Consider the following 23,290-nt stretch of genomic DNA (forward strand, 5'->3'; position numbering starts at 1 on the left):
GCCCGGCAACCCAGCCCCAGCACCCGTGCCGGGCACCCCCCCAAACCCGCCCCGAGCGGAGCGAGGGGCGGGGTTTTTCAGGCTGCGTCGCGTTCTGTGTGGGGAGCGTCGGCGATGACGCCGCGGTCTACTCGGCCGTCGTCTACGTCGGCGGCGTCGGCGAGGAGGGTTTGGGCGACGGTCAGCTCCTCTGAGGGGCAGCGGATCTCGTAGCGGGTTGGGAGGGTCTCGGTGTGGACCAGCTCCGGCCGGTTGCGGACGAGGCCGCGGAACAGACCCCACAGGGCTCCGACCAGTACGCCGTACACGAAGCCCCAGACCACGACCGCGAGACCGGTCAGCGTTGTCTCGGCGACCAGCGTGATGAAGACGGCCGCGAGGACGCCGAGCGCCGCGCCCTGCAGCGCGGTCGTCGCGGTCAGCCGGACGACCGGGACCGCTCTCCGTCTGGTGGCTTGCCGGAGTCCGGCGCCGACGATCTCCAGGCTTCTCGCCTGCATCCCGTAGCTTCTCAGGTACTCGACTGTTCGCTGAGCATCGTCGTACCTGCTCATCGATGCGATCACACTGCTGGGGACGCCAGACGCCTGGCCGGTCGGCATACCGATCTCCTCCTCGAGTCGCGGGGCTTACTCCACTAAGTACCAGACGACCGAAGAATCGAAACGGTTGACGACTCAGGAGGTGCTGAGCGTCACGCGCAGAATCCTGTCGTCGCCGTCCCGGGTGCCACCGCGGCCGTCGGTGTTGGACGTGGTGACCCACAACGAGCCGTCCGGTGCGAGTTCGACCGTGCGCAGCCGCCCGTACCGGCTGGTGAAGAACGCCTGCGGCTCGCCGACTCGTTTGCCTCCGGCAACGGGGATCGCCCAGAGTCGCTGGCCGCGCAGCGACGCCATGAACACGTACCCCTTGGCGAACGCGATCCCGGACGGCGACGCGTCGGCCGTGTGCCACTGCGCGATCGGGTCGACCATCCCGTCCAGCTGGCTGACGCCCTCGGCGGCCGGCCAGCCGTAGTTCGAGCCGGGGGTGATCGCGTTGAGTTCGTCCCAGGTATTCTGCCCGAATTCGGCGGCGTACAGCTGGTTCCCGTCGAACGCGAGGCCCTGGACGTTGCGATGGCCCTTGGTGATCCACACCCGGCCGTCCGGGTTGCCCGGCGCGGCCTTGCCCTCGGTGGTGATCCGCAGGATCTTGCCGCCGAGCGAGTCGTCGTCCTGCGAGTTCGGACGATCCGATCCGTCGCCGGTCCCGGCGTACAGGAACCCGTCCGGCCCGAACCGCAGCCGCCCGCCGTTGTGGATCGCCGCCGCCGGAATCCCGTCCAGGATCACCTGCTGATCCGACAACTTCCCGTCCTGGTAGGTGATCCGCGCGATCCGGTTGTCGTCGTCACCCGAGTAGTACGCGTAGATGTACGGCTTCCCCGGATACCCCGGATCGACCGCCAGCCCGAGCAACCCGCCCTCGGACGACGACTTCACATCGTCCACGGTCCCGACCTCGGTCACGTCCTGCCCGGCGATCCGCTTGATCTTCGCGGAATCGCGCTCCGCCACCAGCGCGCTCTTGTCAGGCAGGAACGCCAACCCCCACGGCACCTCGATCCCGGTGGCCACCGTCGCCGCCACCGTCAGCTCGACCGTGCCCGTAGGCACCGCCGTACCGGAACTCGCCGGAGCCGGAGCCGACGGAGACGTCGTCGGCGCAGTCTCCGAACACCCGCTGACCAACGCCAGCGCAGCCACCACAGCTGTCGCCCGCCCGCTGCCCATCGCCGCTCCTCAGGTCGTCCTGTCCCCAAGTTAGCGGCTCACACCAGCCCGTACGGCGGGAATCACCCGGCGCGCGACGAGTTCGAGCGAGCGCACCGCGGCCTCGTGGGAGAGCGTGGGCAGCCGGAGCCAGTGCGCGAAGTGCACGAACCGGGTGGCCGCGTGCAGGTCGATCAGCCGGGCCGCGACGTCGTCCGGCGTACCCACGAGGTAGTCGTCGCGGTGCAGCGGCGGCGGTTCGGTCCCGCCGTACGACGCGATTTCGCCTTCCAGGTAGGCGATTCCCGGCGCGGCGTCCGCCCAGGCCCGGTCCGGGTCGTCGTCCACGTGCAGGATCCCGGTGCAGATCAGCGGCGGCGGATCGTCGACGACCTCGTCCAGCAGTTTGCGTCGCGCGATCAGGTCGGCCGGAGTCGCACAGTAGATGATCACGCCGTCACCCACCCGGGCGGCGCGGCGCAGACCTGCCGCGGTCACGCCGGCGGCGTAGATCGGGATCTCGGCCCGCGGCTTCGGCGTCACGTCTCCGCCCGACCACGCCTCGCGGATGCGCCGCACACCGTCCTCGAGCAGCACGCCACGCCGCCGCCGTTCCGCTCCGAACGCCGCAAACTCCCGCTCCGCGTACCCCTGTCCCACCCCAAGCACGATCCGTCCGCCCGACACCAGGTCCAGTACGGCGACGTCCTCGGCGACCCGCAACGGGTGATGCAGCGGCAGCACCAGCACGTTGGTCCCGATCCGGATCCGCTCCGTGCGTCCAGCGAGCACGCCCGCCATCACCAGCGGCGACGGCAGCATCCCGTCTGGTGTGAGGTGATGCTCGGACAACCACGCACCGTCGAACCCGAGCCGGTCGGCGAGCACCACCTCCTCGATCCGTTCCGCGGAGTACCCCGCACCTTCCTCCCGAACGTCCACCAGCACGCCGAACTCGACAGTCACCAACCCACCGTCGCGCGCGCCGGCCGCCCAGGTCCAATGCCTAACCTGGGCGGTCTCCATGCACTCGCCGCATGAGCGTCAGCTCATCCAGGTCGGGCGGAGGGGGAAGTGGGCGTTGGCTTCGGCATCGAGTTTTACGGCGAGGATCTGGTGGAGCTGGGTGGTGTTGCGTTCGAAGCCGACGCGGCAGGCGGCCAGGTAGAGGCCCCAGATCTTGGCGGTGGGGTAGCCGACCTCGGCGACGGCCTCGTCCCAGTGGGCGAGCAGGTTGGCGGACCAGCCGGCCAGGGTGAGGGCGTAGTGCTCGCGGAGGTTCTCCTCGTGGCGGACCTCGAAGCCGGCGTCCTGCGCCTCGGCGATGATCCGGCCGGAGCCGATCAGCTCGCCGTCCGGGAAGATGTAGCGGTCGATGAACGCGCCGGTCGAGCGGAACCGGTTGTCCGGCCGCGTGATGCTGTGGTTGAGCAGCCGGCCGCCCGGCTTCAGCCGGTCGAGCAGGAAACCGAAGTACGACGGGTAGTTGCGGACGCCGATGTGTTCGGTCAGCCCGATCGAGCTGATCGCGTCGAAGTCGCGCTCGGCGACGTCGCGGTAGTCGAGGAACCGCACCTCGGCGCGATCCTCCAGGCCCTCGCGCTTGATCGCCTGCGTCGCCCACTCCGCCTGGGCAGCGGACAACGTCACGCCGAGCGCCTCCACGCCGTACTCGCGGGCCGCGTGCCGGACCATGCCGCCCCAGCCGCAGCCGACGTCGAGCAGTCGTTGCCCGGGCCGCAGGTCGAGTTTGCGAGCGACCAGGTCGTACTTCTCCGCCTGCGCCTCCTCGAGCGTGGCGCTCGCCGACGGGTAGACGGCGCACGTGTAGGTCATCGACGGTCCGAGGATCAACTCGTAGAACCGGTTCGACACGTCGTAGTGGTGATGGATCGCGGACTTGTCCCGGGCCTTCGAATGCCGCAGACCCTCGAAGGTACGGCGCCATTTCGGCAGGTGCTCCTGGGGCGGCGGTGGCGGCGGTTTCAGGTGACTCCAGCCGAGACCGCGGACGATGCGCAGCGCTTCGCTGGGCGTCGGGCGGTGGAAGTGCAGCTGGTTCAGCATCATCCGCATCAGCTCGTACGGGTTGCCCGGGTGGACGCCGGTGATCTCCAGGTCGCCCATCACGTAGGCCCGGACCAGACCGAGGTCTCCCGGCGCGGTCAGGACGTACGACAGTCCGCGCTCGGAGGCGAGGTGCATCTGAACAGGTGAGTCGTCGGGCCCGGTCGCACTGCCGTCGTACGCCGTGAACCGGAACGGCAGCCCGTCCGGAGTCACCGCTGTGAGAGCTTCGGCGATCGATACCTGAGTTGCCAGCGTCGTCATTGGCGCGTCACCGCCTTTTCGTAGAGCCCGGTGAGCCGGGCGTCCGGGTCGTAGCGTTTCTTCACCTCGTCCAGCGCTGCGACGTTGTAGAGCCGGTCGAAGGTGGCACGGTCGTAGTAGGCGTCGGAGTAGAGGGACTTGTGGCCGCCGAAGTCGGTGACGGCCTGCTCGATCCGCCGGTTCACGTCGCCGTCGGCGGCGCCGGGAGCGATCGGGACAGTGCCCCAGAAGCCGACGTTCACATAGGTCTCGCCGGGCTGCAGCGGGTAGAGCGGCCAGGACGCTTGCCCGCGCAGGCGCAGCGGGCAGAGCCAGACCGGCCGCATGCCGACGTGCGTGTCGAACCAGCGCAGGAAGTCCGCCAGCCGGGCGACCGGGATCTCGACGTCCTGGACCACGCGCTCGCGGTCCGGTTGCCCACGGCGACGGTTCAGCCGGGCGGCGACGTGGTGCCGGTTCTCGAAGCCGACGATCTTGTGGAAGACATCGCTGCGTCGCCAGCGCCGAGGCCACAACCGCCGTACGACGGGCTTCTGCGCACCGAACGCCGCGGAACACCAGAACCAGTCGGTGTCCCAGCGCCAGAGGTAGTCGTGCGCGGTGAGGAAGTCCTTGGGGCGCTGCTGGATCGACCGGTAGTAGATCTGCTGACCGGTGTAGTCGCTCGTCCGCACCGCGGCGTCGCTGTTCCGCCCGACGGTCAGGTACGCCTCCGAAGGGCTGAACGCGACGCCGTCGACGAAGTGCACCGGCTCCCCGTCGTACGTGCCGGAGGCAACGATCTCGTCGATGGCCGGGGCGAGTGCGTCCAGACCGAGCCGGACGTGCCGGAGGGCGACGTACGGCGAGATGCGGTCGAGCTCGATGCGCAACCGGGTCGCGTACCCGAGCGTGCCGTACGAGTTCGGGAACATCCGGAACAGGTCGGCGTGCTCGCCGTCGGGGCGCGCCGTGACCACCGCGCCGGCGCCGGTGAGGATGTCCAGTTCGAGCACGGACTCGTGCGGGAGGCCGGCGCGGAACGACGACGACTCGATGCCGAGCCCGGTCACCGCGCCGCCGAGCGTGATGGTCTTGAGCTGCGGCACGACCATCGGCGTCAGCCCGTGCGGGAGCGTCGCCGCGACCAGGTCCTCGTACGTGCACATGCCCTGCACGTCGGCAGTCCGCGCCGCCGGGTCCACGCTGATTACGCCGGTCAGCTGCGACACGTCGAGCCCCGGACGCCCGGGATCGGCGCGCGGCCGGAAGAGGTTCGAGCTGCGCTTCGCCAGCCGGACGGGCTCGCCCGGCGGGATCAGCTCGTACGACGCCCGCAGCCGCCCGACGGCCCGATCGTGCGCGACCACCACCGCCGTATCCGATGTCGAAGGCACCGATCCAGAGTACGACTCTCTCCGGACTCCGGCACCGGAGTTCAAAACTGTCCACGACCCCGAGTAGGTTGAAACGCATGGCTGACGTGGTGAAGGCATGGCTGCCCTGGGAGGACCCCGACGCGTTCCTCGGCGGGGTGCCCGAGGGGTACGACGTGGACTTCTACTCCGGTGCTGAGCGGCCGAAGTCGCTCGACGAGGTGGAGTTCTACGTGCCCGGCTACATGGGCGGCGGCGACGTGTTCGACGTCCTCCGCGACATGCCGGCACTGAAGGTCGTGCAGCTGCAGACGGCCGGGTTCGAGCACGCGCAGTCGCGGCTCGCTGACGGCGTCACCTTGTGCAACGCACGCGGCGTACACGACGCCTCCACGGCCGAGCTGGCGGTCGGGCTGATCCTCGCCTCGTTCCGCAATCTTCCGCGAGCCGTCCGCGACCAGGAGCAGCAGGCCTGGCCGGGGTCGTACGACGAGGTCGACGACTCGCTCGCCGACCGGACTGTGCTGATCCTCGGGTACGGCGCGATCGGTGAGGCGCTCGAGCGCCGGCTGACGGGGTTCGAATGCGAGCTGATCCGGGTCGCGCGGCGGCCGCGGGACGGCGTACACCCGATATCGGAGCTGCCGGAGCTGTTGCCGCGCGCGGATGTCGTGGTGCTGCTGACGCCTGCGACGCCGGAGACCAAGCGGATGGTCGACGCGAAGTTCCTGGCCGGCATGAAGGACGGCGCGCTGCTGGTGAACGTCGCGCGCGGTGTCGTCGTGGACACCGACGCGTTGCTGACCGAGCTCGGGACGCGGCGGATCCGGGCCGCGCTGGACGTCACGGATCCCGAGCCGTTGCCCGCCGGACATCCGCTGTGGTCTGCTCCGAACGTACTGATCAATCCGCATCGCGGCGGCGCCTCGACGGCGTTCGCGCCGCGGGTGGCCAGGCTGGTGCGCGCGCAACTGGAGCGCTACGCGTCCGGGGAACCGTTGATCAATGTGGTGGCAGGTCCGCCACGCTGAAGGAGGACGACGACGATGTCCGAGGCCGTACTGCTGATCGGGACCAAGAAAGGTCTCTGGATCGGCCGGAGTGCTGACCGCAAGGAGTGGCGGCTCGACGGACCGGTGCCCGAGTTCGAGATGCAGGGCGTGTACGCCGTCGGCATCGATACCCGTGGAGACCAGGCGCGCCTGTTCGTCGGCGGCACCAGCGAGCACTGGGGCCCGGCGGTCTTCCACTCCGACGATCTCGGCAAGACCTGGGCCGAGCCGCCGGAGGGCTCGATCGGCTTCCCGAAGGACGCCGACGCGTCGCTGGAGCGGGTGTGGCAGGTCCAGCCGGCGCCGGCCGACCAGCCGGGCGTCGTGTACGCCGGGTCCGAGCCGCAGGCGCTGTGGAAGTCGACCGACGGCGGCGTGACGTTCGAGCTGGTCCGCGGGCTGTGGGACCACCCGCACCGTTCCGAGTGGGGCGCCGGATTCGGCGGCGCGGCGATTCACACCGTGCTGCCGCACTCGACCGATCCCGATCGGGTGAGCGTGGCGATGTCCACCGGTGGCGTCTACCAGACCACCGACGGCGGGAAGACGTGGTCCCCGAAGAACCAGGGGATCCAGGCCAAGTTCTTCCCGGACCCGTATCCGGAGTTCGGTCAGTGTGTCCACAAGATCACCGCGCATCCCGACGCGCCCGAGCGGATGTTCGCGCAGAACCACCACGGCGTCTACCGGAGCGACGACGGCGGAGGGATCTGGAAGTCGATCGCGGACGGCCTCCCGTCGGACTTCGGGTTCCCGATCGTGGTGCATCCGCACGAGCCCGAGACGGTGTACGTGTTCCCGCTGGTCGCGGACGCGAACCGGATCCCGACCGAGGCGCGGTTCCGGGTGTACCGCTCCCGTGACGCCGGCTCGACCTGGGAGCCGCTGGCCGCCGGGCTGCCTGACGTGTCGTACGCCCCGGTGCTGCGCGACGCGATGACCGTCGACACCGCCGATCCGGCGGGCGTGTACGTCGGCACGCGGGACGGCTGCGTCTACGCGAGCGCCGACGCCGGCGACAGCTGGATCGAGGTCGCGCGGCACCTTCCCGACGTACTGACGGTGCGCGCAGCGGTGGTCGGATGATCGCGGTCCGCCTGCCCACGGTGCTGCGTCCGTTCGCCGGCGGCGCCGAACGTGTGGAGGTCGAGGTGGACGGTTCGCCGACCGTCGCCTCGGTCTTCGCAGGTCTCGAAGCCGACCACCCGGCGCTCCGCCGCCGCCTCACCGACGAGCAGGGCGCGATCCGCCGGCACGTGAACATCTACCTCGGCAACGACAACATCCGCGACCTGGACGGCCTCGGCACACCGCTGAACGACGGCGACGAACTCCTCGTCCTGCCCAGCGTGGCCGGCGGCTGACGTCCTGGGCCGGCGAAAAGAAAAGACTGCCGTTTCGCGGCCGGCTTGGTTAGCGTCGGTCGGCATGAGCAACGTCCTCCTGCTGACCGGGCCGTCGGGCTCGGGTAAGACGACCGTGGCGCGGCTGGTCGCTACCGGCGCGCCGCGGCCGACGATGCACCTGACGACCGACGAGTTCTACCGCGGCATCCGCACCGGGTTCATCGCGCCGTACCTGCCGGGAGCGCACACCCAGAACGAAGTCGTCGTCGATGCGATCGTCGCGACCGTGAGCGTGTATGCGCGCGGCGGGTACGACGTGGTCGTCGACGGCATCATCGGGCCGTGGTTCCTCGCCCCGTTCCGCGCGGCCGCAGCGGCGGGGGAGTGGACGATGTCGTACGTCGTTCTGCGGGCCGACCTCGCGACGACCCTGGACCGTGGACAGGCACGGCCCGAACCCGAGCTGACCGACGCCGACGCCTTGACCGGTCTGCACGGCGCCTTCGCGGACCTCGGCGCCCTGGAACCGCACGCGATCGACACCACCCGGCTCGACGCGCAGCGGGCAGCAGCCGAGGTCCGCAAAGCCGTTGCCTCAGGCGACTATCTGCTCAGTGCCTGAACAGGCGTACGCCGGTTTCGAACCAGTGGATCCGGGCCGCCGCGCAGGCGGCCGCCACCTCGGGCGTGCGGATCGAACCACCCGGGTCGGCGATCTGCGACACGCCGTACCGCTGGGCCTCCACGACGTTGTCGGTGAACGGCAGCGCACCGTCGGAGACCATCGAGACGCCGGTGAGCGGATCGCTCGAATGCCGCGCCCACCACAGCGCGGCCTTCTCGCCGGCGAGCCGCGTACAGTCCACCCGCGACTGCTGCCCGGCGCCGACGCCGATCGTCATCCCGTCCTTCACCATCACGACCGTGTTCGACTGCGTGTACCGCGCGACGATCATCCCCAGCACCACGTCGTCCGGAAGGTCGCGGGGCATCGGAAGCGCGTCGCGTTCCTGCGTGAGCCGGACGCCGAACACCTCACGGACCTCCTCCGCGGGCGGCTCGAACGCCGGGTCCACCTCGAGCACCAGGTAGGTCCCGCGCTTCTTGGCGGCAAGGATCTCGAGCACGCCCTCGTCGTACCCGGGCGCGATGATCCCGTCCGACACGACCCGCTTCAGGACCATCGCCAGTTCCAGGTCGACCGGATGCGAGACCGCCACGAAATCGCCGTACGACGACTTCGGGTCGGCGTCCCGCGCACGGGTGTACGCGGCTGCCACCGTCTCGCCGAGCGCGGCACCCGCGGGCGACACATGCTTGTACGACGCCGCGGCCGGTACGCCGAACCGCTCCGCGGCCTCCCGCACCAGCTGCCACCCGGTCAACGCGTCGAGAACGTTGATGTACGACGGCGCGCCTGCGACGACTGTGAACGGTGGATGTTCGATCGTGGCGGTTTGGTGCGGGTTCATTCCGTAGCGCAAACGCATGAGGACCTCCGAGCGGATCGGAGGCGCCCAGGCGGACGACGCCCTACAGGAACATTTCCGCTCCCCGGTGGTACTCCACCCTCGCCAGTCGCGGTGCGCCCAGCCTACTTGGCCTACTTCGTCGCGCGCACCACCAGCAGGCGTGATGCCGCATCCAGCGGCTCGCCGTGCCACCCGCCGTCGATGACGACATCCGAGAAACCCGCCGCCAGCAGGTCAGCCGTGATCTCGTCGGCGGACCGGAAGTACAGGACGTTCCGGTAGACCGCGTCTCGCCCGTCCTCGAAGACGTTGTGCGCGTCGAACGTCACGCGCCCGTTCGCGATCTCGATCAGCTCGAGCCACTCCTTCAGCCGCCCGGCCTTCGTGTCCCGTTCGCCGTACGTCGCCTCGCTCGTCCACTGCTCCCACGCCCGCGCCGCCGGATTGCGCGACTCGAAAGCGAGCACGCCACCGGGCCGCAGTGCGGCGGCCAGCGCACCGACCGCGGCCGCGTGCTCCGCGACGTGCATCATCGTGTTGCCGCTGCTGACCGCGAGATCCACGTCGCCGGTCGGCCGCACCACGCGGTGGTCCCCGTCGAGCCAGGTGACCGCGTCGGCGCCGGGCTGCCGGCGCGCGTACCCGAGCATGGTGGGACTCGGATCGACGCCGATCACCGTCCGCCCGGGCGCGACCAGCGACCGCGTGAGCAGCCCGGTTCCACAACCGAAGTCCAGAACCTTCGCGGTGCCGTCGGCCAGAGCCCGGTAGTAGTCGTGATCCTCGCCGGACGGGTTGTCCAGGTCGTAGAGCTCCACCAACTGCTCGTCGCCGTACGGATCGTCAATCACCCCCGGAATGCTAGGGGACGCGTCTGTAAGACGGGCATCTCAGGAGGTGAGACACAGGTGAGGTGAACTTGACCCGGCCGCCGGTTGTCGGCGAATAATGCCTACATGCGATCGATTCTCCTCGTACTTGTGCGGCGCGCCGACTGACGCGACCACTGAGTCGAGCGCGCCCCTTCAGCCAACCCGGCGGAAGGGGTTTTTTGTTGCCAATGCGACTATCTGCGACCCAGTAGTCCATGGAAAACAACCACGAGCGAGGATGGATCGGTCGCGAAAAGCTAAACAAGCGTGACTGACTGAGGGAAGGCACTCATGAGTGAGCAGCTGACCGGGGCACAGGCTCTGATCCGCGCACTGGAACATGCCGGGGTCGACACCGTCTTCGGCATCCCGGGCGGCGCGATCCTCCCGGCGTACGACCCGATGCTCGACTCGACCCAGATCCGCCACATCCTGGTACGTCACGAGCAGGGCGCCGGTCACGCCGCCCAGGGGTACGCCGCGGCGTCCGGCAAGGTCGGCGTCTGCATGGCGACCTCCGGACCGGGCGCGACCAACCTGGTGACGCCGATCGCCGACGCGTACATGGACTCGGTGCCGCTGGTGGCGATCACCGGGCAGGTGGCCGGGGCCGCGATCGGGACGGACGCCTTCCAGGAGGCGGACATCCGCGGGATCACGATGCCGATCACCAAGCACAACTTCCTGGTGACCGACCCGAACGACATCGCCACCACGATCGCCGAGGCGTTCCACATCGCCTCCACCGGCCGGCCCGGCCCGGTGCTGGTCGACGTCACCAAGGACGCGATGCAGACCACCGGCGTCGACTTCCAGTGGCCGACCGAGCTGTCGCTGCCCGGCTACCGGCCGGTGACCCGCCCGCACCCCAAGCAGGTGCGTGAGGCGGCCCGCCTGATCGTCGCCGCCGAGAAGCCCGTCCTGTACGTCGGCGGCGGGGTGATCCGCGCTCAGGCCAGCGCCGAGCTGAAGGAGCTCGCCGAGCTGCTCGGCATCCCGGTGATCACGACGCTGATGGCCCGCGGCGCGCTCCCCGACACCCACGACCTGCACTTCGGTATGCCGGGCATGCACGGCTCGGTCTCGGCCGTCGGCGCCCTGCAGCGCTCCGACCTGCTGATCACCCTCGGCGCCCGCTTCGACGACCGCGTGACCGGCCGGCTGGACTCGTTCGCGCCGGAGGCGAAGGTCATCCACGCCGACATCGACCCGGCCGAGATCGGCAAGAACCGGGCCGCCGACGTGCCGATCGTGGGTGACTGCAAGGAGGTCATCACCGATCTGATCGCGGCGCTGAAGACCGAGATCGCGAGCGCCGGCCGCACCCCGTCGTACGACGCCTGGCGTGGTCAGCTCGAAGCGGTCCGGGCCAAGTACCCGGTGGCCTACGACGAACCCGAGGACGGCACGCTGTCCCCGCAGTACGTGATCGAGCGGATCGGCAAGATCGCCGGCCCCGACGCCGTCTACACCGCGGGCGTCGGCCAGCACCAGATGTGGTCCGCGCACTACCTGCCGTTCGAGAAGCCGGGCCACTGGCTGAACTCCGGCGGCCTCGGCACCATGGGGTACGCCGTGCCGGCCGCGATGGGCGCCAAGGTCGCGCGGCCGGACAAGACCGTGTGGGCGATCGACGGCGACGGCTGCTTCCAGATGACCAACCAGGAGCTCGTCACCTGCGCGCTCGAGGGCATCCCGATCAAGGTTGCCGTGATCAACAACCAGTCGCTGGGCATGGTCCGCCAGTGGCAGACGCTGTTCTACGACAAGCGCTACTCCAACACCGACCTGCACTCGGCCCGGATCCCGGACTTCGCCAAGCTCGCCGAGGCGATGGGCGGCGTCGGGCTGCGCTGCTCCGACAAGGAATCGGTCGACGCCACCATCGACAAGGCGATGTCGGTCACCGACCAGCCCGTCGTCGTCGACTTCGTGGTGCACCGCGACGCGATGGTGTGGCCGATGGTCGCGGCCGGTACGAGCAACGACGACATCCAGATCGCCCGCGACATGGCGCCGAAGTGGGACGGGGAGGAGCTCTGATGTCGAAGCACACACTGAGCATCCTGGTGGAGAACAAGCACGGTGTGCTGGCCCGGGTGGCGGCGCTGATCTCGCGCCGCGGGTTCAACATCGATTCCCTCGCGGTCGGTCCGACCGAGCACCCCGAGGTGTCCCGGATGACCATCGCGGTCAGCGTGGACGAGCAACCTTTGGAGCAGATCACCAAGCAGCTCAACAAGCTCGTGAACGTGATCAAGATCGTCGAACTCGAACCCACGCAGACGGTTCAGCGCGAACTGCTGCTGGTGAAGGTCAAGGCGGACACCCTGACCCGCGGACAGGTGCTGGAGACCGTCCAGCTGTTCCGTGCGAAGGTGGTGGACGTGGCGCCGGACGCGATCACGATCGAGGCGACCGGCAATCCCGAGAAACTCGAGGCCATGCTCCGGGTGCTGGAACCCTTCGGCGTCCGCGAGCTGGTGCAGTCCGGCATGGTGGCGATCGGCCGCGGCAGCCGCTCCATCTCCGACCGCACCCTGCGTCCGGTCCCGGTGCCGCCGCCGCACGTGCAGTCCGGACCCCCGAACGTGCAGGCGCGGCCGGCCGGTGCCAGTACTGGTGCCGCTGCCGCCCCTTCGCACCACCCGGTACCGGCGCCGCCGCCGGGCCGTACCGCCGCCGCCGTACCGAATCAACACTAAGGAGAAGTGCCCGAAGTGGCTGCTGAAATGTTCTACGACGACAACGCCGACCTGTCGGTGATCCAGGGCCGGCACGTGGCCGTCCTCGGCTACGGCTCCCAGGGCCACGCCCACGCGCTCTCGCTGCGCGACTCCGGCGTCGACGTCCGGGTCGGTCTGCCGGAAGGCTCGAAGAGCCGGGCCAAGGCCGAGGCCCAGGGCCTGCGGGTCGTCACCCCGGCCGAGGCGGTCGAGGAAGCCGACGTGATCGTCGTCCTCGCTCCGGACCCGGCCCAGCGCAAGCTCTACAAGGAGGCCATCGAGCCGAACCTGGTCGACGGCGACGCGCTGGTCTTCGGGCACGGCTTCAACATCCGGTTCGGCTACATCAAGCCGCCGGCGGGTGTCGACGTGTTCATGGTCGCCCCGAAGGGCCCGGGCCACTTGGTCCGTCGCGAGTACTCCGAGGGTCGCGGCGTACCCGTGCTGGTCGCGGTGGAGCAGGACGCCACCGGCAAGGCGTGGGACCTGGCGCTCTCGTACGCCAAGGGCATCGGCGGTCTGCGGGCCGGCGGTATCAAGACCACCTTCACCGAGGAGACCGAGACCGACCTGTTCGGTGAGCAGGCCGTCCTCTGCGGTGGCGTGTCGGCGCTGATCCAGTCCGGCTTCGAGGTGCTGACCGAGGCCGGCTACCAGCCCGAGGTCGCGTACTTCGAGTGCCTGCACGAGCTCAAGCTGATCGTCGACCTGATCTACGAAGGCGGGATCGCCAAGCAGCGCTGGTCGGTTTCCGACACCGCCGAGTACGGCGACTACGTGTCCGGCCCGCGGATCATCGACGCGTCGGTGAAGGCCCGGATGGTGGAGGTGCTCTCCGACATCAAGGACGGCACCTTCGCGGCCCGCTTCATCGCGGACCAGGACGCCGGCGCGCCGGAGTTCGCCGAGTTCCGCAAGCAGAGCGAGAGCCACCCGATCGAGGCCGTCGGCAAGGAACTGCGCGGCCTGATGGCGTGGGTCAAGTCCCACGACGAGGACTACGTCGAGGGCACCGCCGCCCGCTGACGAAACGACCTCAGGGCCCGGACCAACCCAGGTGGGTGGTCCGGGCCCTTTTGTTTGACACAATGTGTGACGGTTGTGGTCTGTACTGGTGATTTGGGGGAGGGCGAGCGGTGGAGGACGGCAGGAGCGGGGCTCCGCGGCCGCCGCGGCGGGTTCCGGCGGGAGCCGGCACGCTCACCCAACTGGAGGCGCCGACCCGGTCGTCCGGCGCCCAGCCGCCGCCCCGGGGCCCGTGGATCTTCGGCCGGATCCTCGCCGGTCTGCTCGTCCTGATCGTGATCGTCGCGGGCGGCGCCGGTGCGGGCTGGTACGTCCGCGCGCAGAGCCTGCGGATCGACACCGCCGCGGTGCTGACGTCGGCCGGCCCGGCCGTGGTCCGGGTGCTCGCCACCACCTGCGCCGGCACCGGTGAGGCGTCCGGCGTCGTCATCGACAACGGGCGGGTGCTGACCGCCGCGTCGGCGGTCGACCAGCCGAAGTCGATCATCGTGGTGGCCCAGGACGGCCGGATCCGGCGCGCCAACCTGCTCGCCACCAGTGCGGACGGCGTCGCCGTCCTGCAGTCGATCGGTTTGAACGAGTCGCCGCTGCGACTGCCGGCGGCCGATCCCGAACGGAAGGCCGAACGCGCCCTGGTCGGCTACACGGCAGCGGGCAAACAGGTTGTCAACGCGGTCGGCTCGGAGGCCGACCCCGAGCCGCTGAGCCAGTTCATGAACGCGGCCAAGCTGGGCGGCCCGGTTGTCGGCAAGTCCGGCGAACTCGTCGGCCTGGTCACCGGCGACACGGTCCAGGCCAGCACCATCGTCCCGCTCAGCAAACTCCGCGGGTACGTCGCGCAGGCGCCGTCGGGCGTCACGGTCGGGACGCTCGGAGATTGTCCGGAGTCCCGCGGTCCGCAGAGCCCGATCGCACCGGTGCTGCAGGTCGCGAACACGCCGCTCGCCAGGGAGGCGCAGCGGGTGCTGACCAACTACCTGACCCTGCAGAACCAGCACGAGTTCGGCAAGGTGCGGGCGTACTACTCGCCGCGGTTCGCGGGCGCCCTGACGGAGGCACAGGACCGGGACAAGCACCTGACCTCGTACTTCTTCAACCCGAGGCTCACCGACCTGGCGCCGGACGGCTCCTCCGCGCGGATGGCGTACAACGTGCTGTTCGCCCCCACCGCGACCGGCGCCGACGGCCAGAACTGCACCCGCCTGGACACCACGTTCTACCTGGTCCGCTCACGCGGCCAACTGGTGATCGACAGAACCGTCAAGGCGTCAGAACCAGCCGCCTGCGACGCCTAGTGACCGGCATTCGGGTCCCCGTTCACGGTGTGGAGTGGACGGGGTACCATCGAGAGCAGCGGGCACAGCGCGGTGCTCTGTTCTTGATGAGCCCCTACCGCTTCTGCAGGAGATTCCTCCATGACTGACGTAACCCGGCCCGTCGTCCTGATCGCCGAAGAGCTCAGCCCGGCCACCGTCGAGGCGCTCGGCCCCGACTTCGAGATCCGCCAGACCAACGGCGCCGACCGCGCCGAGCTGCTGCCGGCCATCGCCGACGTCGACGCCATCCTGATCCGCAGCGCCACCAAGGTGGACGCCGAGGCGCTGGCCGCCGCGAAGAAGCTGAAGGTCGTCGCCCGCGCCGGTGTCGGCCTGGACAACGTGGACGTGAAGGCCGCCACCCAGGCCGGTGTGATGGTCGTGAACGCGCCGACCTCCAACATCACCAGCGCCGCCGAGCTGGCCGTCGCGCTGCTGCTCGCGTCCGCGCGCCGGGTCCCGGCCGCGAACGAGTCGCTCAAGAAGGGCGAGTGGAAGCGCAGCAAGTACTCGGGCGTCGAGCTGTTCGAGAAGACCGTCGGTATCGTCGGCCTCGGCAAGATCGGCGTCCTGGTCGCGCAGCGGCTGGCCGCCTTCGGCATGAACGTGATCGCCTACGACCCGTACGTGCAGGCCGGCCGGGCCGCGCAGATGGGCGTCCGGCTCGCCACCCTGGACGAGCTGCTGGCGACCAGTGACTTCATCTCCGTGCACCTCCCGAAGACCCCGGAGACCATCGGCCTGATCGGCGACGAGCAGCTGCACAAGGTCAAGCCCGAGGTCATCATCGTGAACGCGGCCCGCGGCGGCATCGTCGACGAGCAGGCGCTCTACTCCGCTCTGAAGGAAGGGCGGGTGGCCGGCGCCGGGCTGGACGTGTTCGCGTCCGAGCCGTGCACCGACTCGCCGCTGTTCGAGTTCGAGAACGTGGTCGTGACGCCGCACCTCGGCGCGTCCACCGACGAGGCGCAGGAGAAGGCCGGGATCGCGGTCGCGAAGTCGGTCCGGCTCGCGCTGTCGGGTGAACTGGTCCCGGACGCGGTCAACGTCCAGGGCGGCGTGATCGCCGAGGACGTCCGCCCGGGCATCGGGCTGACCGAGAAGCTCGGCCGGATCTTCACCGCGCTGGCGGGCGGCGTCGCACAGCAGCTCGACGTCGAGGTCCGCGGCGAAATCACGCAGTACGACGTGAAGGTGCTCGAGCTCGCCGCGCTCAAGGGTGTCTTCGCGGATGTCGTCGAGGACAACGTCTCGTACGTGAACGCGCCGCTGCTGGCCGCCGAGCGGGGCCTCGAGGTCCGGCTCGTCACCGACCACGACAGCCCCGAGCACCGCAACCTGATCACGCTCCGCGGCACCCTCGCCGACGGCGCCCAGGTGTCGGTGTCCGGCACGCTGGTCGGTGTCCGGCAGTCGGAGCGGCTGGTCGAGATCGACGGGTTCGACCTCGAGGTGGAGCTGTCGGCGCACCTAGCCTTCCTCACCTACGAGGACCGGCCGGGCATCGTCGGGCAGATCGGCCGGATCCTCGGCGACGCCGACGTGAACATCGCCGGCATGCAGGTCAGCCGGGACCGCAAGGGCGGCAAGGCGCTGGTCGCGCTGTCGGTCGACTCGAAGATCGAGCCGACGGTCCTCGACGACATCAGCGCCGCGGTCCAGGCCGACACCGCCCGGACCGTGGACCTGGAAGCCTGATTCACCCGAACGACTGATTTACTGGAGGCGGTCAGCCGCCCGCAGGCGCATGGCGGCTGACAAGGGCCCGGGCTCCATAGCCCGGGCCCGCTTTTCATGGGTAAGCGTCCGAGATGCCGGGTTTACGTCCGAGATCCGGGACGCAAACCCAGCGTCTCGGACGTAGACCCACCAAATGCCGCGAGGTGTCAGCGCCGGGTGGCCAGCAGGACGGCGGCGTCGGGGGCGACCATTACCTCGACGGTGGTGAAGCGCTTGTCCATCAGCCATTCCTGACGGAGTGTGTCGACGCGCCCCTCGTACATCGGCGGCCAGACGGCCGACGGCGTGAAGTCGTCCAGTACGACGAAGCCGCCCGGCTCGACCACGTCCGCGATGATGTCGCGGGCGGACAGCTTCGCCTCGCGGGCGTCCACGAACAGCAGCGCGAACGGGCCGCGCTCGATCAGTGCGGTCCAGTCGGCGGAGACGACCTCGATCCGCTCGTCGTCGGCGAACAGTTCCGCGACCACCTGCGCCAACTGCGGATCGCTCTCCGCGGTGACGATCGACGTGCTCTCGCCGGCGCCGCTGCGCAGCCACGCCGAGCCGACGCCGCAGCCGGTCCCGAGCTCACCGAGCAGGCCGGTCTTCGAGGCCGCGAGGGTGGCGAGCAACCGGCCGGTCTCGTTCCTGGTGGAGCTGACGAATCCGCGCCGGCCGGACAGGCTGAGGGCCGCCGACACCAGCGGCGGCAGTTCTGGAGGAGCACTCACCGGGTGAGAGTCGCACAGGTCCGGTCCAGTGACCCCACCCGGATCTCATATTCCGGGACAAGCTGCCCGCATAGTGGAGAAATAGTCGGATGTGCGAGTAAATTCGTGCGCATCCTGCCGCCCACGACATATTTGGGAGCAGCCGCATGTACGACATGTATCCAGCCAACTGGCCCTCGATCGACGCGCGCGAGCGGAAGGCGACCCGGCGTCGCCGCAGCACGCGCCCGGCGAGCGACGAGGTCAAGGCTGTCCAAGAGGCCATGAACCGCCGTGACAATGGGGGAGAACCCAAGAAGTGAGCGAGACGAAGAACTTCACGCTGGCCGTCGTCCCCGGCGACGGGATCGGACCCGAGGTGACCACCGAGGCGCTCAAGGTCCTCGACGCGGTCGCCGCACAGCACGGCGTGACGTTCGACCGGACCGAGTACGACCTCGGCGCCAAGCGCTGGCACGCCACCGGTGAGACGCTGCCGGACGCCGAGTTGGAGGAGATCCGCAAGCACGACGCGATCCTGCTCGGCGCGGTCGGGGACCCGAGCGTCCCCTCCGGCGTCCTCGAGCGCGGTCTGCTGCTCAAGCTCCGGTTCACCCTCGACCACTACGTGAACCTGCGGCCGTCGAAGATCTACCCGTCCGTCGGCTCCCCGCTGGCGAACCCGGGCGAGGTCGACTTCGTCGTCGTCCGCGAAGGCACCGAGGGCCCGTACGTCGGCAACGGCGGCGCGCTCCGGGTCGGGACGCCGGCCGAGATCGCCACCGAGGTGTCGGTGAACACGGCGTACGGCGTCGAGCGGGTCGTCCGGGACGCGTTCGCCCGCGCGCAGGCCCGCCCGCGCAAGAAGCTGACGCTGGTGCACAAGAACAACGTGCTCGTGCACGCCGGCCACCTGTGGAAGCGGACCGTCGACGCGGTCGCCGCCGAGTTCCCCGAGATCACGGTCGACTACCTGCACGTGGACGCGGCGACGATCTTCCTGGTCACCGACCCGTCCCGGTTCGACGTGATCGTCACCGACAACCTGTTCGGCGACATCATCACCGACCTGGCGGCCGCGATCAGCGGCGGGATCGGGCTGGCCGCGAGCGGCAACATCAACCCGGACCGGACCGCGCCGAGCATGTTCGAGCCGGTGCACGGCTCCGCGCCGGACATCGCGGGCCAGCAGAAGGCCGACCCGACCGCGGCGATCCTGTCCGCGTCGCTGCTGCTCGAGCACCTCGGCCTGACCGAGGCGGCGAAGGCGATCGAGGACGCCGTCACGGCGGATATCGAGGAGCGCACGGGCGCCGCCCGCAGTACCGCGGAGATCGGCGACGCGATCGCCAAGCGCGCGGCGGGCTGACCGATGGATGCTCGCCTGACCAGTTGGTGGAGAGGTACGGTGCGGCTATGAGCGCCGATCTGCAGTTCACCGTTGAGCCAAACACCCAACCGGCCAGCGACGACCAGCGCGCCCAGATCCTGGCGAACCCGGGATTCGGGCAGAACTTCTCCGACCACATGGCGATCGCCACCTGGACGGCTGAGAAGGGCTGGCACGACGCACGGATCACCGCCTTCGGACCGCTGGAGCTGTCTCCCGCGACCTCGGTGTTCCACTACGCCCAGACGATTTTCGAAGGGATGAAGGCGTACCGGCATCCCGACGACTCGATCCACCTGTTCCGCCCCGAGGCGAACGCGATCCGTTTCCAGCGGTCCGCGCACCGGCTCGCGCTGCCGGAGCTGCCGACCGCCGCGTTCCTCGACTCGCTGCACAAGCTGGTCGAGATCGACCGGGCCTGGGTGCCGGGCGGCGGCGAGACGTCGCTGTACCTGCGGCCGTTCATGTTCGGCTCGGACCCGTTCCTCGGCGTCCGCCCGTCGGCCCAGGTCACGTACTGCGCGATCGCGTCGCCGGCCGGGTCGTACTTCGCGAACGGCGTGAAGCCGGTCCGGATCTGGCTGAGCGAGGAGTACACCCGCGCGGCCCCCGGTGGCACCGGCGCGGCGAAGACCGGCGGCAACTACGCCTCCTCGCTGCTCGCCCAGGCCGAGGCGATCGAACGGGGCTGCGACCAGGTCGCGTTCCTGGACGCGGTCGAGAAGAAGTGGGTCGAGGAGCTCGGCGGGATGAACCTGTACTTCGTCCTCGACGACAACTCGGTGGTCACGCCGGAGCTGTCCGGCACGATCCTCGAGGGCGTCACCCGGGACTCGATCCTGAAGCTGGTCACCGACCTCGGCCACACGGTCACCGAGCGCAAGATCTCGGTCGACGAGTGGCGTGAAGGCGCGGCCTCCGGCAAGGTGCGGGAGGTGTTCGCCTGCGGCACCGCCGCGGTCGTCACCCCGGTCGCCTCGCTGAAGTGGAAGGACGGCGAGACCCAGATCGGCGACGGCAACGGCGGCCCGGTCACCGCGGCCGTCCGCACCGCCCTCCTCGACGTCCAGTACGGCCGCGCGGCCGACCCGCACGGCTGGATGACCCGCATCTCCTGAGGTACGGCGAACGGCCCGGTGGTTTCGAACCACTGGGCCGTTTGTCATGTCCGGCGCTTGACGAACCAGCCGATCGTGTTCAGCACACCGAGCACCAGCCAGAGACCGATCGCCAGCACCGGCGCCCCGGTCCACCCGAACTCGCTGTACTCACTGGAGTCCGGCTTCAGCAGCACGATCACGATCGTGTCCGCGAGCCCCAGGTAGGCGCACACGAACGCGGCGACGGTCGTCGGCGAGGCCAGGGCGACCAGGACGAGTACGGCGTACGCGATGAACAGCCAGTTGGCGGCGCTCCCGAGGAGCTCGGCGTCGCGGGTCATGCCGAAGCCGCTGTAGACGCGCACGCCTTCGCGGCTGTACTCCCGGATCAGCCAGGTCGGCGTCAGTGTGACGAGCACGGCCAGCGCGGTCGCGTAGCCGAGCAGCTGGAAGCGCAGTTGCTCGAAGCCGTTCGCGTCACGCGGAGGCAAGGGCGCCTTCAGCACGTTCAGGTTCACGTCGTCTGGCTCACTCACCGGTCATTCCCGTTCTGGAGTAGTAGTTTCACAGGATCTTTTCAGGTCTGCGGGTCGGACAGTTGGTCGCAGGCCGTCGCTTCGGTTCGGTAGGGTCTGGCGGCATGAGCGGCTTCCCGGACGAGGTTGAGGCGTACTACGCGGAGCTGGCCGAGCGGCGTGGGTGGCCCGGGGAGACTGTCGCCGCGATCCGGTCGACCGTCGAGCTGATCCGGGATCTGGATCGCGGGACGGCGTCGCGGACGTACGGCGCGGCCGTCGACGACTACGGCACCGACTGGCTGTACGAGGCGGTCTGGCACGAGCGTGAGTGGGTCGTCGTCCGCCAGCTCGGGGTCGGCGAGGACGGCGACGTACGGCGGTACTGGTGGCAGCGTCTCGAGGACGACGAGGGGATGCTCACCGACCAGGCGCTGGATCGCGAGGACTGGGGCCTGCGCCCGCTGACCCGCGAAGACTTCTACACCGCCTGGGACGACCCGGGCTGGTCCCTCAGTGCCTGATCTCTGGGCCTGAACTCCAGTACGCCTTCCAGTACTGAATGTTCGTGATGCGAGACGAGGCCCTCATGGTCCGGACAATGTGTGGCAGACTGCAAATCGTTATGAAGCACTTTCGGGTGATTATTAGCTAGGCGCGCTCAGCAAGCCGTACCTGAGCGCGCAGACCTCTCGCACCTTGCGGGAGGTTTTTTGTTTGCCCCGACCCCCTCCGGAAGGCCGACCCCCATGAGCATCTCGGACGATTTCCACGTCTACGACACCACCTTGCGCGACGGTGCGCAGCAGGAGGGTCTGGCGCTGTCCGTGGCCGACAAGATCGCCATCGCGCAGTACCTGGACGAGCTGGGAGTCGGATTCATCGAGGGCGGCTGGCCGGGCGCCGTACCGAAGGACACCGAGTTCTTCGAGCGGGCGAAGACCGAGCTGCACCTGCGGCACGCGACCTTCGCCGCGTTCGGCGCGACCCGCAAACCGGAGGCGGTCGCCGCTGACGATCCGCAGGTCGCGGCCCTGCGGGAGTCCGGCGCCGACGTCGTCACACTCGTTGCCAAGAGCCACGACGCGCACGTCGAGCGGGCCTTGCGGACGACACTCGACGAGAACCTCCGGATGGTCGCGGACACCGTCCGGCACCTGCGGGACAACGGGCAGCGGGTCTTCCTCGACACCGAACACTTCTTCGACGGCTACCGCGCGAACCGCGCCTACGCACTCGAGGTAGTACGAGTGGCTGCCGAAGCCGGCGCCGACGTGGTCGCCCTCTGCGACACGAACGGCGGGACCCTCCCGAGGGAACTCCAGGACGTCGTCCGCGACGTCCTCGAGAACACCGGAGCGAGGCTCGGCATCCACTGTCACAACGACGCCGGCTGCGCGGTGGCGAACTCGATCGCCGCCGTCGAGGCCGGCGTCACGCACGTCCAGGGCACGATCAACGGGTACGGCGAGCGCACGGGCAACGCCGACCTGCTCGCGGTCGTGGCCAACCTGGAGCTGAAGCGCGAGCAGCAACTGCTCCCACCGGGCAAGCTCGCCGAGTCGTTCCGGATCGCGCACGCGATCGCCGAGGTCACCAACGTGCCGCCGTCGAACCGCGCGCCGTACGTCGGCCTGTCCGCGTTCGCCCACAAGGCGGGCCTGCACGCCAGCGCGATCAAGGTGGACCCCGATCTCTACCAGCACACGGATCCGGCTCGCGTGGGCAACGACATGAGAATGCTCGTCTCCGAGATGGCCGGCCGGGCGAGTGTCGAGCTGAAGGGCCGGGAGCTCGGGTTCGATCTCGGCAGCGACCGCGAACTGGTCAGCCGGGTGACCGAGCGGGTCAAGGAGATGGAGTCGCGCGGCTACACGTTCGAGGCCGCGGACGCGTCGTTCTCGCTGCTGCTGACCGAGGAAGTGACGGGCAAGCGGGCATCGTTCTTCGATGTCGAGTCCTGGCGCGTGATCACCGAGTCGCGGGCCGACGGCGAGGCGGTGTCGGAGTCGACCGTGAAGCTGGTCGCGGGCGGCGAGCGGGAGATCGTCACGGGCGAGGGCAACGGCCCGGTGAACGCGCTCGACCACGCGCTGCGGACCGCGATCGAGCGCGCGTACCCCGTGGTGAACAAGTTCGAGCTGGTCGACTACAAGGTCCGCATCCTCGACCAGGGGCACGGGACGGACGCGGTAATCAGAGTGCTGATCGAGACCGCGGACGGCGAGGGCTCGTGGGTGACGGTCGGGGTCGGCCACAACATCGTCGAGGCGTCCTGGGAGGCGCTGGTCGACGGCTTCACCTTCGGTCTGCTGCGCCACAAGGAGGTCGTGCGATGAGTCTGCTCGCAGTCGAACGCGCCGTCACGGTGTTCACGGCACGCGTCGTCGAGGTCGAAGGGTTGCTGGCGCGCGTCGCCGTACTCATGAATCCGTACGACGTCCGCGAGCTCGCCCTGTCACTGGACACCGGCGAGCTCCGGATCGTCGTCGAAGGCAACGGCTTCGACGCCACCCGGGTCGCCGCCCGCCTCGACCACGTCATCGGCGTCCTCGAGGTCACCGTCAGCTGAGCCCTGCGTTGTGCGCAGTCTGAACTGA

Annotated in this window: 24 protein-coding genes and 1 riboswitch; of the genes, 15 read left to right on the forward strand and 9 right to left on the reverse strand. The window is 69.4% G+C overall.

What is annotated here, in order from left to right:
• Positions 1-77: 77 nt before the first annotated feature.
• The 5 genes from E0H92_RS29920 to E0H92_RS29940 form a co-directional block, all read right to left on the reverse strand.
• Positions 78-554 (reverse strand): hypothetical protein, encoded by a 477-nt coding sequence (locus E0H92_RS29920; protein WP_165550102.1) that lies wholly within the window; start codon positions 552-554, stop codon positions 78-80.
• Positions 555-677: 123 nt separating this feature from the next.
• Positions 678-1,778: a PQQ-dependent sugar dehydrogenase gene (locus tag E0H92_RS29925; protein WP_131498619.1), complete on the reverse strand. Its 1,101-nt coding sequence runs from the start codon at positions 1,776-1,778 to the stop codon at positions 678-680.
• Between the two features lie 30 nt (positions 1,779-1,808).
• Positions 1,809-2,723 carry an LLM class flavin-dependent oxidoreductase gene (locus E0H92_RS29930; RefSeq protein ID WP_165550103.1) on the reverse strand — a complete coding sequence of 305 codons (915 nt, stop codon included), beginning with the start codon at positions 2,721-2,723 and terminating at the stop codon, positions 1,809-1,811.
• 78 nt (positions 2,724-2,801) lie between these two features.
• On the reverse strand, positions 2,802-4,088 hold the full coding sequence (locus E0H92_RS29935) for an SAM-dependent methyltransferase (RefSeq protein WP_131498621.1): 1,287 nt from the start codon (positions 4,086-4,088) through the stop codon (positions 2,802-2,804).
• Positions 4,085-5,464 carry an FAD-binding oxidoreductase gene (locus E0H92_RS29940; RefSeq protein WP_238173662.1) on the reverse strand — a complete coding sequence of 460 codons (1,380 nt, stop codon included), beginning with the start codon at positions 5,462-5,464 and terminating at the stop codon, positions 4,085-4,087. The genes E0H92_RS29935 and E0H92_RS29940 overlap by 4 nt, the downstream gene beginning before the upstream one ends.
• 77 nt (positions 5,465-5,541) lie before the next feature.
• Here E0H92_RS29940 and E0H92_RS29945 point away from each other — a divergent pair, with 77 nt between their 5' ends.
• The 4 genes from E0H92_RS29945 to E0H92_RS29960 all read left to right on the forward strand — a co-directional run bounded on the left by E0H92_RS29945 (position 5,542) and on the right by E0H92_RS29960 (position 8,463).
• Complete coding sequence (locus E0H92_RS29945; protein WP_131498623.1) at positions 5,542-6,474, forward strand: 2-hydroxyacid dehydrogenase; 933 nt, start codon at positions 5,542-5,544, stop codon at positions 6,472-6,474.
• Between the two features lie 15 nt (positions 6,475-6,489).
• Positions 6,490-7,581 carry a WD40/YVTN/BNR-like repeat-containing protein gene (locus E0H92_RS29950; protein WP_131498624.1) on the forward strand — a complete coding sequence of 364 codons (1,092 nt, stop codon included), beginning with the start codon at positions 6,490-6,492 and terminating at the stop codon, positions 7,579-7,581.
• Positions 7,578-7,859, forward strand: coding sequence for a ubiquitin-like small modifier protein 1 (locus E0H92_RS29955; protein WP_131498625.1), 282 nt, complete (start codon positions 7,578-7,580; stop codon positions 7,857-7,859). Before E0H92_RS29950 ends, E0H92_RS29955 begins: the two co-directional genes overlap by 4 nt.
• Positions 7,860-7,923: 64 nt before the next feature.
• Positions 7,924-8,463 (forward strand): AAA family ATPase, encoded by a 540-nt coding sequence (locus tag E0H92_RS29960; RefSeq protein ID WP_131498626.1) that lies wholly within the window; start codon positions 7,924-7,926, stop codon positions 8,461-8,463.
• On the opposite strand, the gene E0H92_RS29965 is transcribed toward E0H92_RS29960, so the two are convergent.
• Positions 8,453-9,331 carry a 5-aminoimidazole-4-carboxamide ribonucleotide transformylase gene (locus E0H92_RS29965; protein WP_131498627.1) on the reverse strand — a complete coding sequence of 293 codons (879 nt, stop codon included), beginning with the start codon at positions 9,329-9,331 and terminating at the stop codon, positions 8,453-8,455. The genes E0H92_RS29960 and E0H92_RS29965 overlap by 11 nt on opposite strands.
• An 18-nt stretch (positions 9,332-9,349) precedes the next feature.
• Positions 9,350-9,433, reverse strand: a riboswitch (ZMP/ZTP riboswitch).
• A gap of 11 nt (positions 9,434-9,444) precedes the next feature.
• Positions 9,445-10,164 (reverse strand): class I SAM-dependent methyltransferase, encoded by a 720-nt coding sequence (locus E0H92_RS29970; RefSeq protein WP_131498628.1) that lies wholly within the window; start codon positions 10,162-10,164, stop codon positions 9,445-9,447.
• Positions 10,165-10,476: 312 nt separating this feature from the next.
• Between E0H92_RS29970 and E0H92_RS29975 the strand changes: the two genes are divergently transcribed.
• From E0H92_RS29975 to serA, 5 genes are all read left to right on the forward strand, one after another.
• Positions 10,477-12,228, forward strand: a complete 1,752-nt coding sequence (locus tag E0H92_RS29975) for an acetolactate synthase large subunit (RefSeq protein WP_131291657.1) — start codon at positions 10,477-10,479, stop codon at positions 12,226-12,228.
• The gene (gene ilvN, locus E0H92_RS29980) at positions 12,228-12,890 is read left to right on the forward strand and encodes an acetolactate synthase small subunit (RefSeq protein WP_131498629.1); all 663 of its coding nucleotides are present in this window, start codon (positions 12,228-12,230) and stop codon (positions 12,888-12,890) included. Before E0H92_RS29975 ends, ilvN begins: the two co-directional genes overlap by 1 nt.
• A 27-nt stretch (positions 12,891-12,917) precedes the next feature.
• Positions 12,918-13,937 (forward strand): ketol-acid reductoisomerase, encoded by a 1,020-nt coding sequence (gene ilvC / locus E0H92_RS29985; protein WP_131292027.1) that lies wholly within the window; start codon positions 12,918-12,920, stop codon positions 13,935-13,937.
• A gap of 110 nt (positions 13,938-14,047) precedes the next feature.
• The gene (locus E0H92_RS29990; RefSeq protein WP_131498630.1) at positions 14,048-15,232 is read left to right on the forward strand and encodes a trypsin-like peptidase domain-containing protein; all 1,185 of its coding nucleotides are present in this window, start codon (positions 14,048-14,050) and stop codon (positions 15,230-15,232) included.
• A gap of 120 nt (positions 15,233-15,352) precedes the next feature.
• A complete protein-coding gene (gene serA, locus E0H92_RS29995; RefSeq protein ID WP_131463787.1) occupies positions 15,353-16,951 on the forward strand; it encodes a phosphoglycerate dehydrogenase in 1,599 nt (532 codons plus the stop codon).
• A 188-nt stretch (positions 16,952-17,139) separates the two neighbouring features.
• Here the strand turns inward: serA and E0H92_RS30000 are convergent, their stop codons facing one another.
• A complete protein-coding gene (locus E0H92_RS30000) occupies positions 17,140-17,706 on the reverse strand; it encodes an O-methyltransferase (protein ID WP_131463789.1) in 567 nt (188 codons plus the stop codon).
• Positions 17,707-17,852: 146 nt separating this feature from the next.
• Here E0H92_RS30000 and E0H92_RS44365 point away from each other — a divergent pair, with 146 nt between their 5' ends.
• Genes E0H92_RS44365 through E0H92_RS30010 form a run of 3 tightly spaced genes read left to right on the forward strand, consistent with a single transcriptional unit; the run spans position 17,853 to position 20,193 of the window.
• Positions 17,853-18,008: a hypothetical protein gene (locus tag E0H92_RS44365; RefSeq protein WP_165550104.1), complete on the forward strand. Its 156-nt coding sequence runs from the start codon at positions 17,853-17,855 to the stop codon at positions 18,006-18,008.
• A complete protein-coding gene (locus tag E0H92_RS30005; protein ID WP_131463791.1) occupies positions 18,005-19,054 on the forward strand; it encodes a 3-isopropylmalate dehydrogenase in 1,050 nt (349 codons plus the stop codon). Before E0H92_RS44365 ends, E0H92_RS30005 begins: the two co-directional genes overlap by 4 nt.
• A 47-nt stretch (positions 19,055-19,101) precedes the next feature.
• Positions 19,102-20,193, forward strand: coding sequence for a branched-chain amino acid aminotransferase (locus E0H92_RS30010; RefSeq protein WP_131498631.1), 1,092 nt, complete (start codon positions 19,102-19,104; stop codon positions 20,191-20,193).
• Positions 20,194-20,237: 44 nt separating this feature from the next.
• Here the strand turns inward: E0H92_RS30010 and E0H92_RS30015 are convergent, their stop codons facing one another.
• Positions 20,238-20,711 (reverse strand): hypothetical protein, encoded by a 474-nt coding sequence (locus E0H92_RS30015; protein WP_131498632.1) that lies wholly within the window; start codon positions 20,709-20,711, stop codon positions 20,238-20,240.
• A 104-nt stretch (positions 20,712-20,815) separates the two neighbouring features.
• Here E0H92_RS30015 and E0H92_RS30020 point away from each other — a divergent pair, with 104 nt between their 5' ends.
• The 3 genes from E0H92_RS30020 (at position 20,816) to E0H92_RS30030 (ending at position 23,262) form a co-directional block, all read left to right on the forward strand.
• A complete protein-coding gene (locus E0H92_RS30020; RefSeq protein WP_131498633.1) occupies positions 20,816-21,214 on the forward strand; it encodes a hypothetical protein in 399 nt (132 codons plus the stop codon).
• Between the two features lie 225 nt (positions 21,215-21,439).
• The gene (cimA, locus tag E0H92_RS30025; protein ID WP_131498634.1) at positions 21,440-23,029 is read left to right on the forward strand and encodes a citramalate synthase; all 1,590 of its coding nucleotides are present in this window, start codon (positions 21,440-21,442) and stop codon (positions 23,027-23,029) included.
• Positions 23,026-23,262, forward strand: coding sequence for a hypothetical protein (locus tag E0H92_RS30030; RefSeq protein WP_131463801.1), 237 nt, complete (start codon positions 23,026-23,028; stop codon positions 23,260-23,262). Before cimA ends, E0H92_RS30030 begins: the two co-directional genes overlap by 4 nt.
• The last annotated feature ends 28 nt before the right edge of the window (positions 23,263-23,290 follow it).

The organism is Kribbella speibonae (assembly GCF_004331375.1).
Lineage (GTDB): Bacteria > Actinomycetota > Actinomycetes > Propionibacteriales > Kribbellaceae > Kribbella > Kribbella sindirgiensis.

What these genes read in the sequence shown, in the direction of transcription:
- E0H92_RS29920 (WP_165550102.1), bottom strand. Translation starts at nt 554, where the DNA reads ATGAGCAGGTACGACGATGCTCAGCGAACAGTCGAGTACCTGAGAAGC.
- E0H92_RS29925 (WP_131498619.1), bottom strand. Translation starts at nt 1,778, where the DNA reads ATGGGCAGCGGGCGGGCGACAGCTGTGGTGGCTGCGCTGGCGTTGGTC.
- E0H92_RS29935 (WP_131498621.1), bottom strand. Translation starts at nt 4,088, where the DNA reads ATGACGACGCTGGCAACTCAGGTATCGATCGCCGAAGCTCTCACAGCG.
- E0H92_RS29945 (WP_131498623.1), top strand. Translation starts at nt 5,542, where the DNA reads ATGGCTGACGTGGTGAAGGCATGGCTGCCCTGGGAGGACCCCGACGCG.
- E0H92_RS29950 (WP_131498624.1), top strand. Translation starts at nt 6,490, where the DNA reads ATGTCCGAGGCCGTACTGCTGATCGGGACCAAGAAAGGTCTCTGGATC.
- E0H92_RS29955 (WP_131498625.1), top strand. Translation starts at nt 7,578, where the DNA reads ATGATCGCGGTCCGCCTGCCCACGGTGCTGCGTCCGTTCGCCGGCGGC.
- E0H92_RS29960 (WP_131498626.1), top strand. Translation starts at nt 7,924, where the DNA reads ATGAGCAACGTCCTCCTGCTGACCGGGCCGTCGGGCTCGGGTAAGACG.
- E0H92_RS29965 (WP_131498627.1), bottom strand. Translation starts at nt 9,331, where the DNA reads ATGCGTTTGCGCTACGGAATGAACCCGCACCAAACCGCCACGATCGAA.
- E0H92_RS29975 (WP_131291657.1), top strand. Translation starts at nt 10,477, where the DNA reads ATGAGTGAGCAGCTGACCGGGGCACAGGCTCTGATCCGCGCACTGGAA.
- ilvN (WP_131498629.1), top strand. Translation starts at nt 12,228, where the DNA reads ATGTCGAAGCACACACTGAGCATCCTGGTGGAGAACAAGCACGGTGTG.
- ilvC (WP_131292027.1), top strand. Translation starts at nt 12,918, where the DNA reads ATGTTCTACGACGACAACGCCGACCTGTCGGTGATCCAGGGCCGGCAC.
- serA (WP_131463787.1), top strand. Translation starts at nt 15,353, where the DNA reads ATGACTGACGTAACCCGGCCCGTCGTCCTGATCGCCGAAGAGCTCAGC.
- E0H92_RS44365 (WP_165550104.1), top strand. Translation starts at nt 17,853, where the DNA reads ATGTACGACATGTATCCAGCCAACTGGCCCTCGATCGACGCGCGCGAG.
- E0H92_RS30010 (WP_131498631.1), top strand. Translation starts at nt 19,102, where the DNA reads ATGAGCGCCGATCTGCAGTTCACCGTTGAGCCAAACACCCAACCGGCC.
- E0H92_RS30020 (WP_131498633.1), top strand. Translation starts at nt 20,816, where the DNA reads ATGAGCGGCTTCCCGGACGAGGTTGAGGCGTACTACGCGGAGCTGGCC.
- cimA (WP_131498634.1), top strand. Translation starts at nt 21,440, where the DNA reads ATGAGCATCTCGGACGATTTCCACGTCTACGACACCACCTTGCGCGAC.
- E0H92_RS30030 (WP_131463801.1), top strand. Translation starts at nt 23,026, where the DNA reads ATGAGTCTGCTCGCAGTCGAACGCGCCGTCACGGTGTTCACGGCACGC.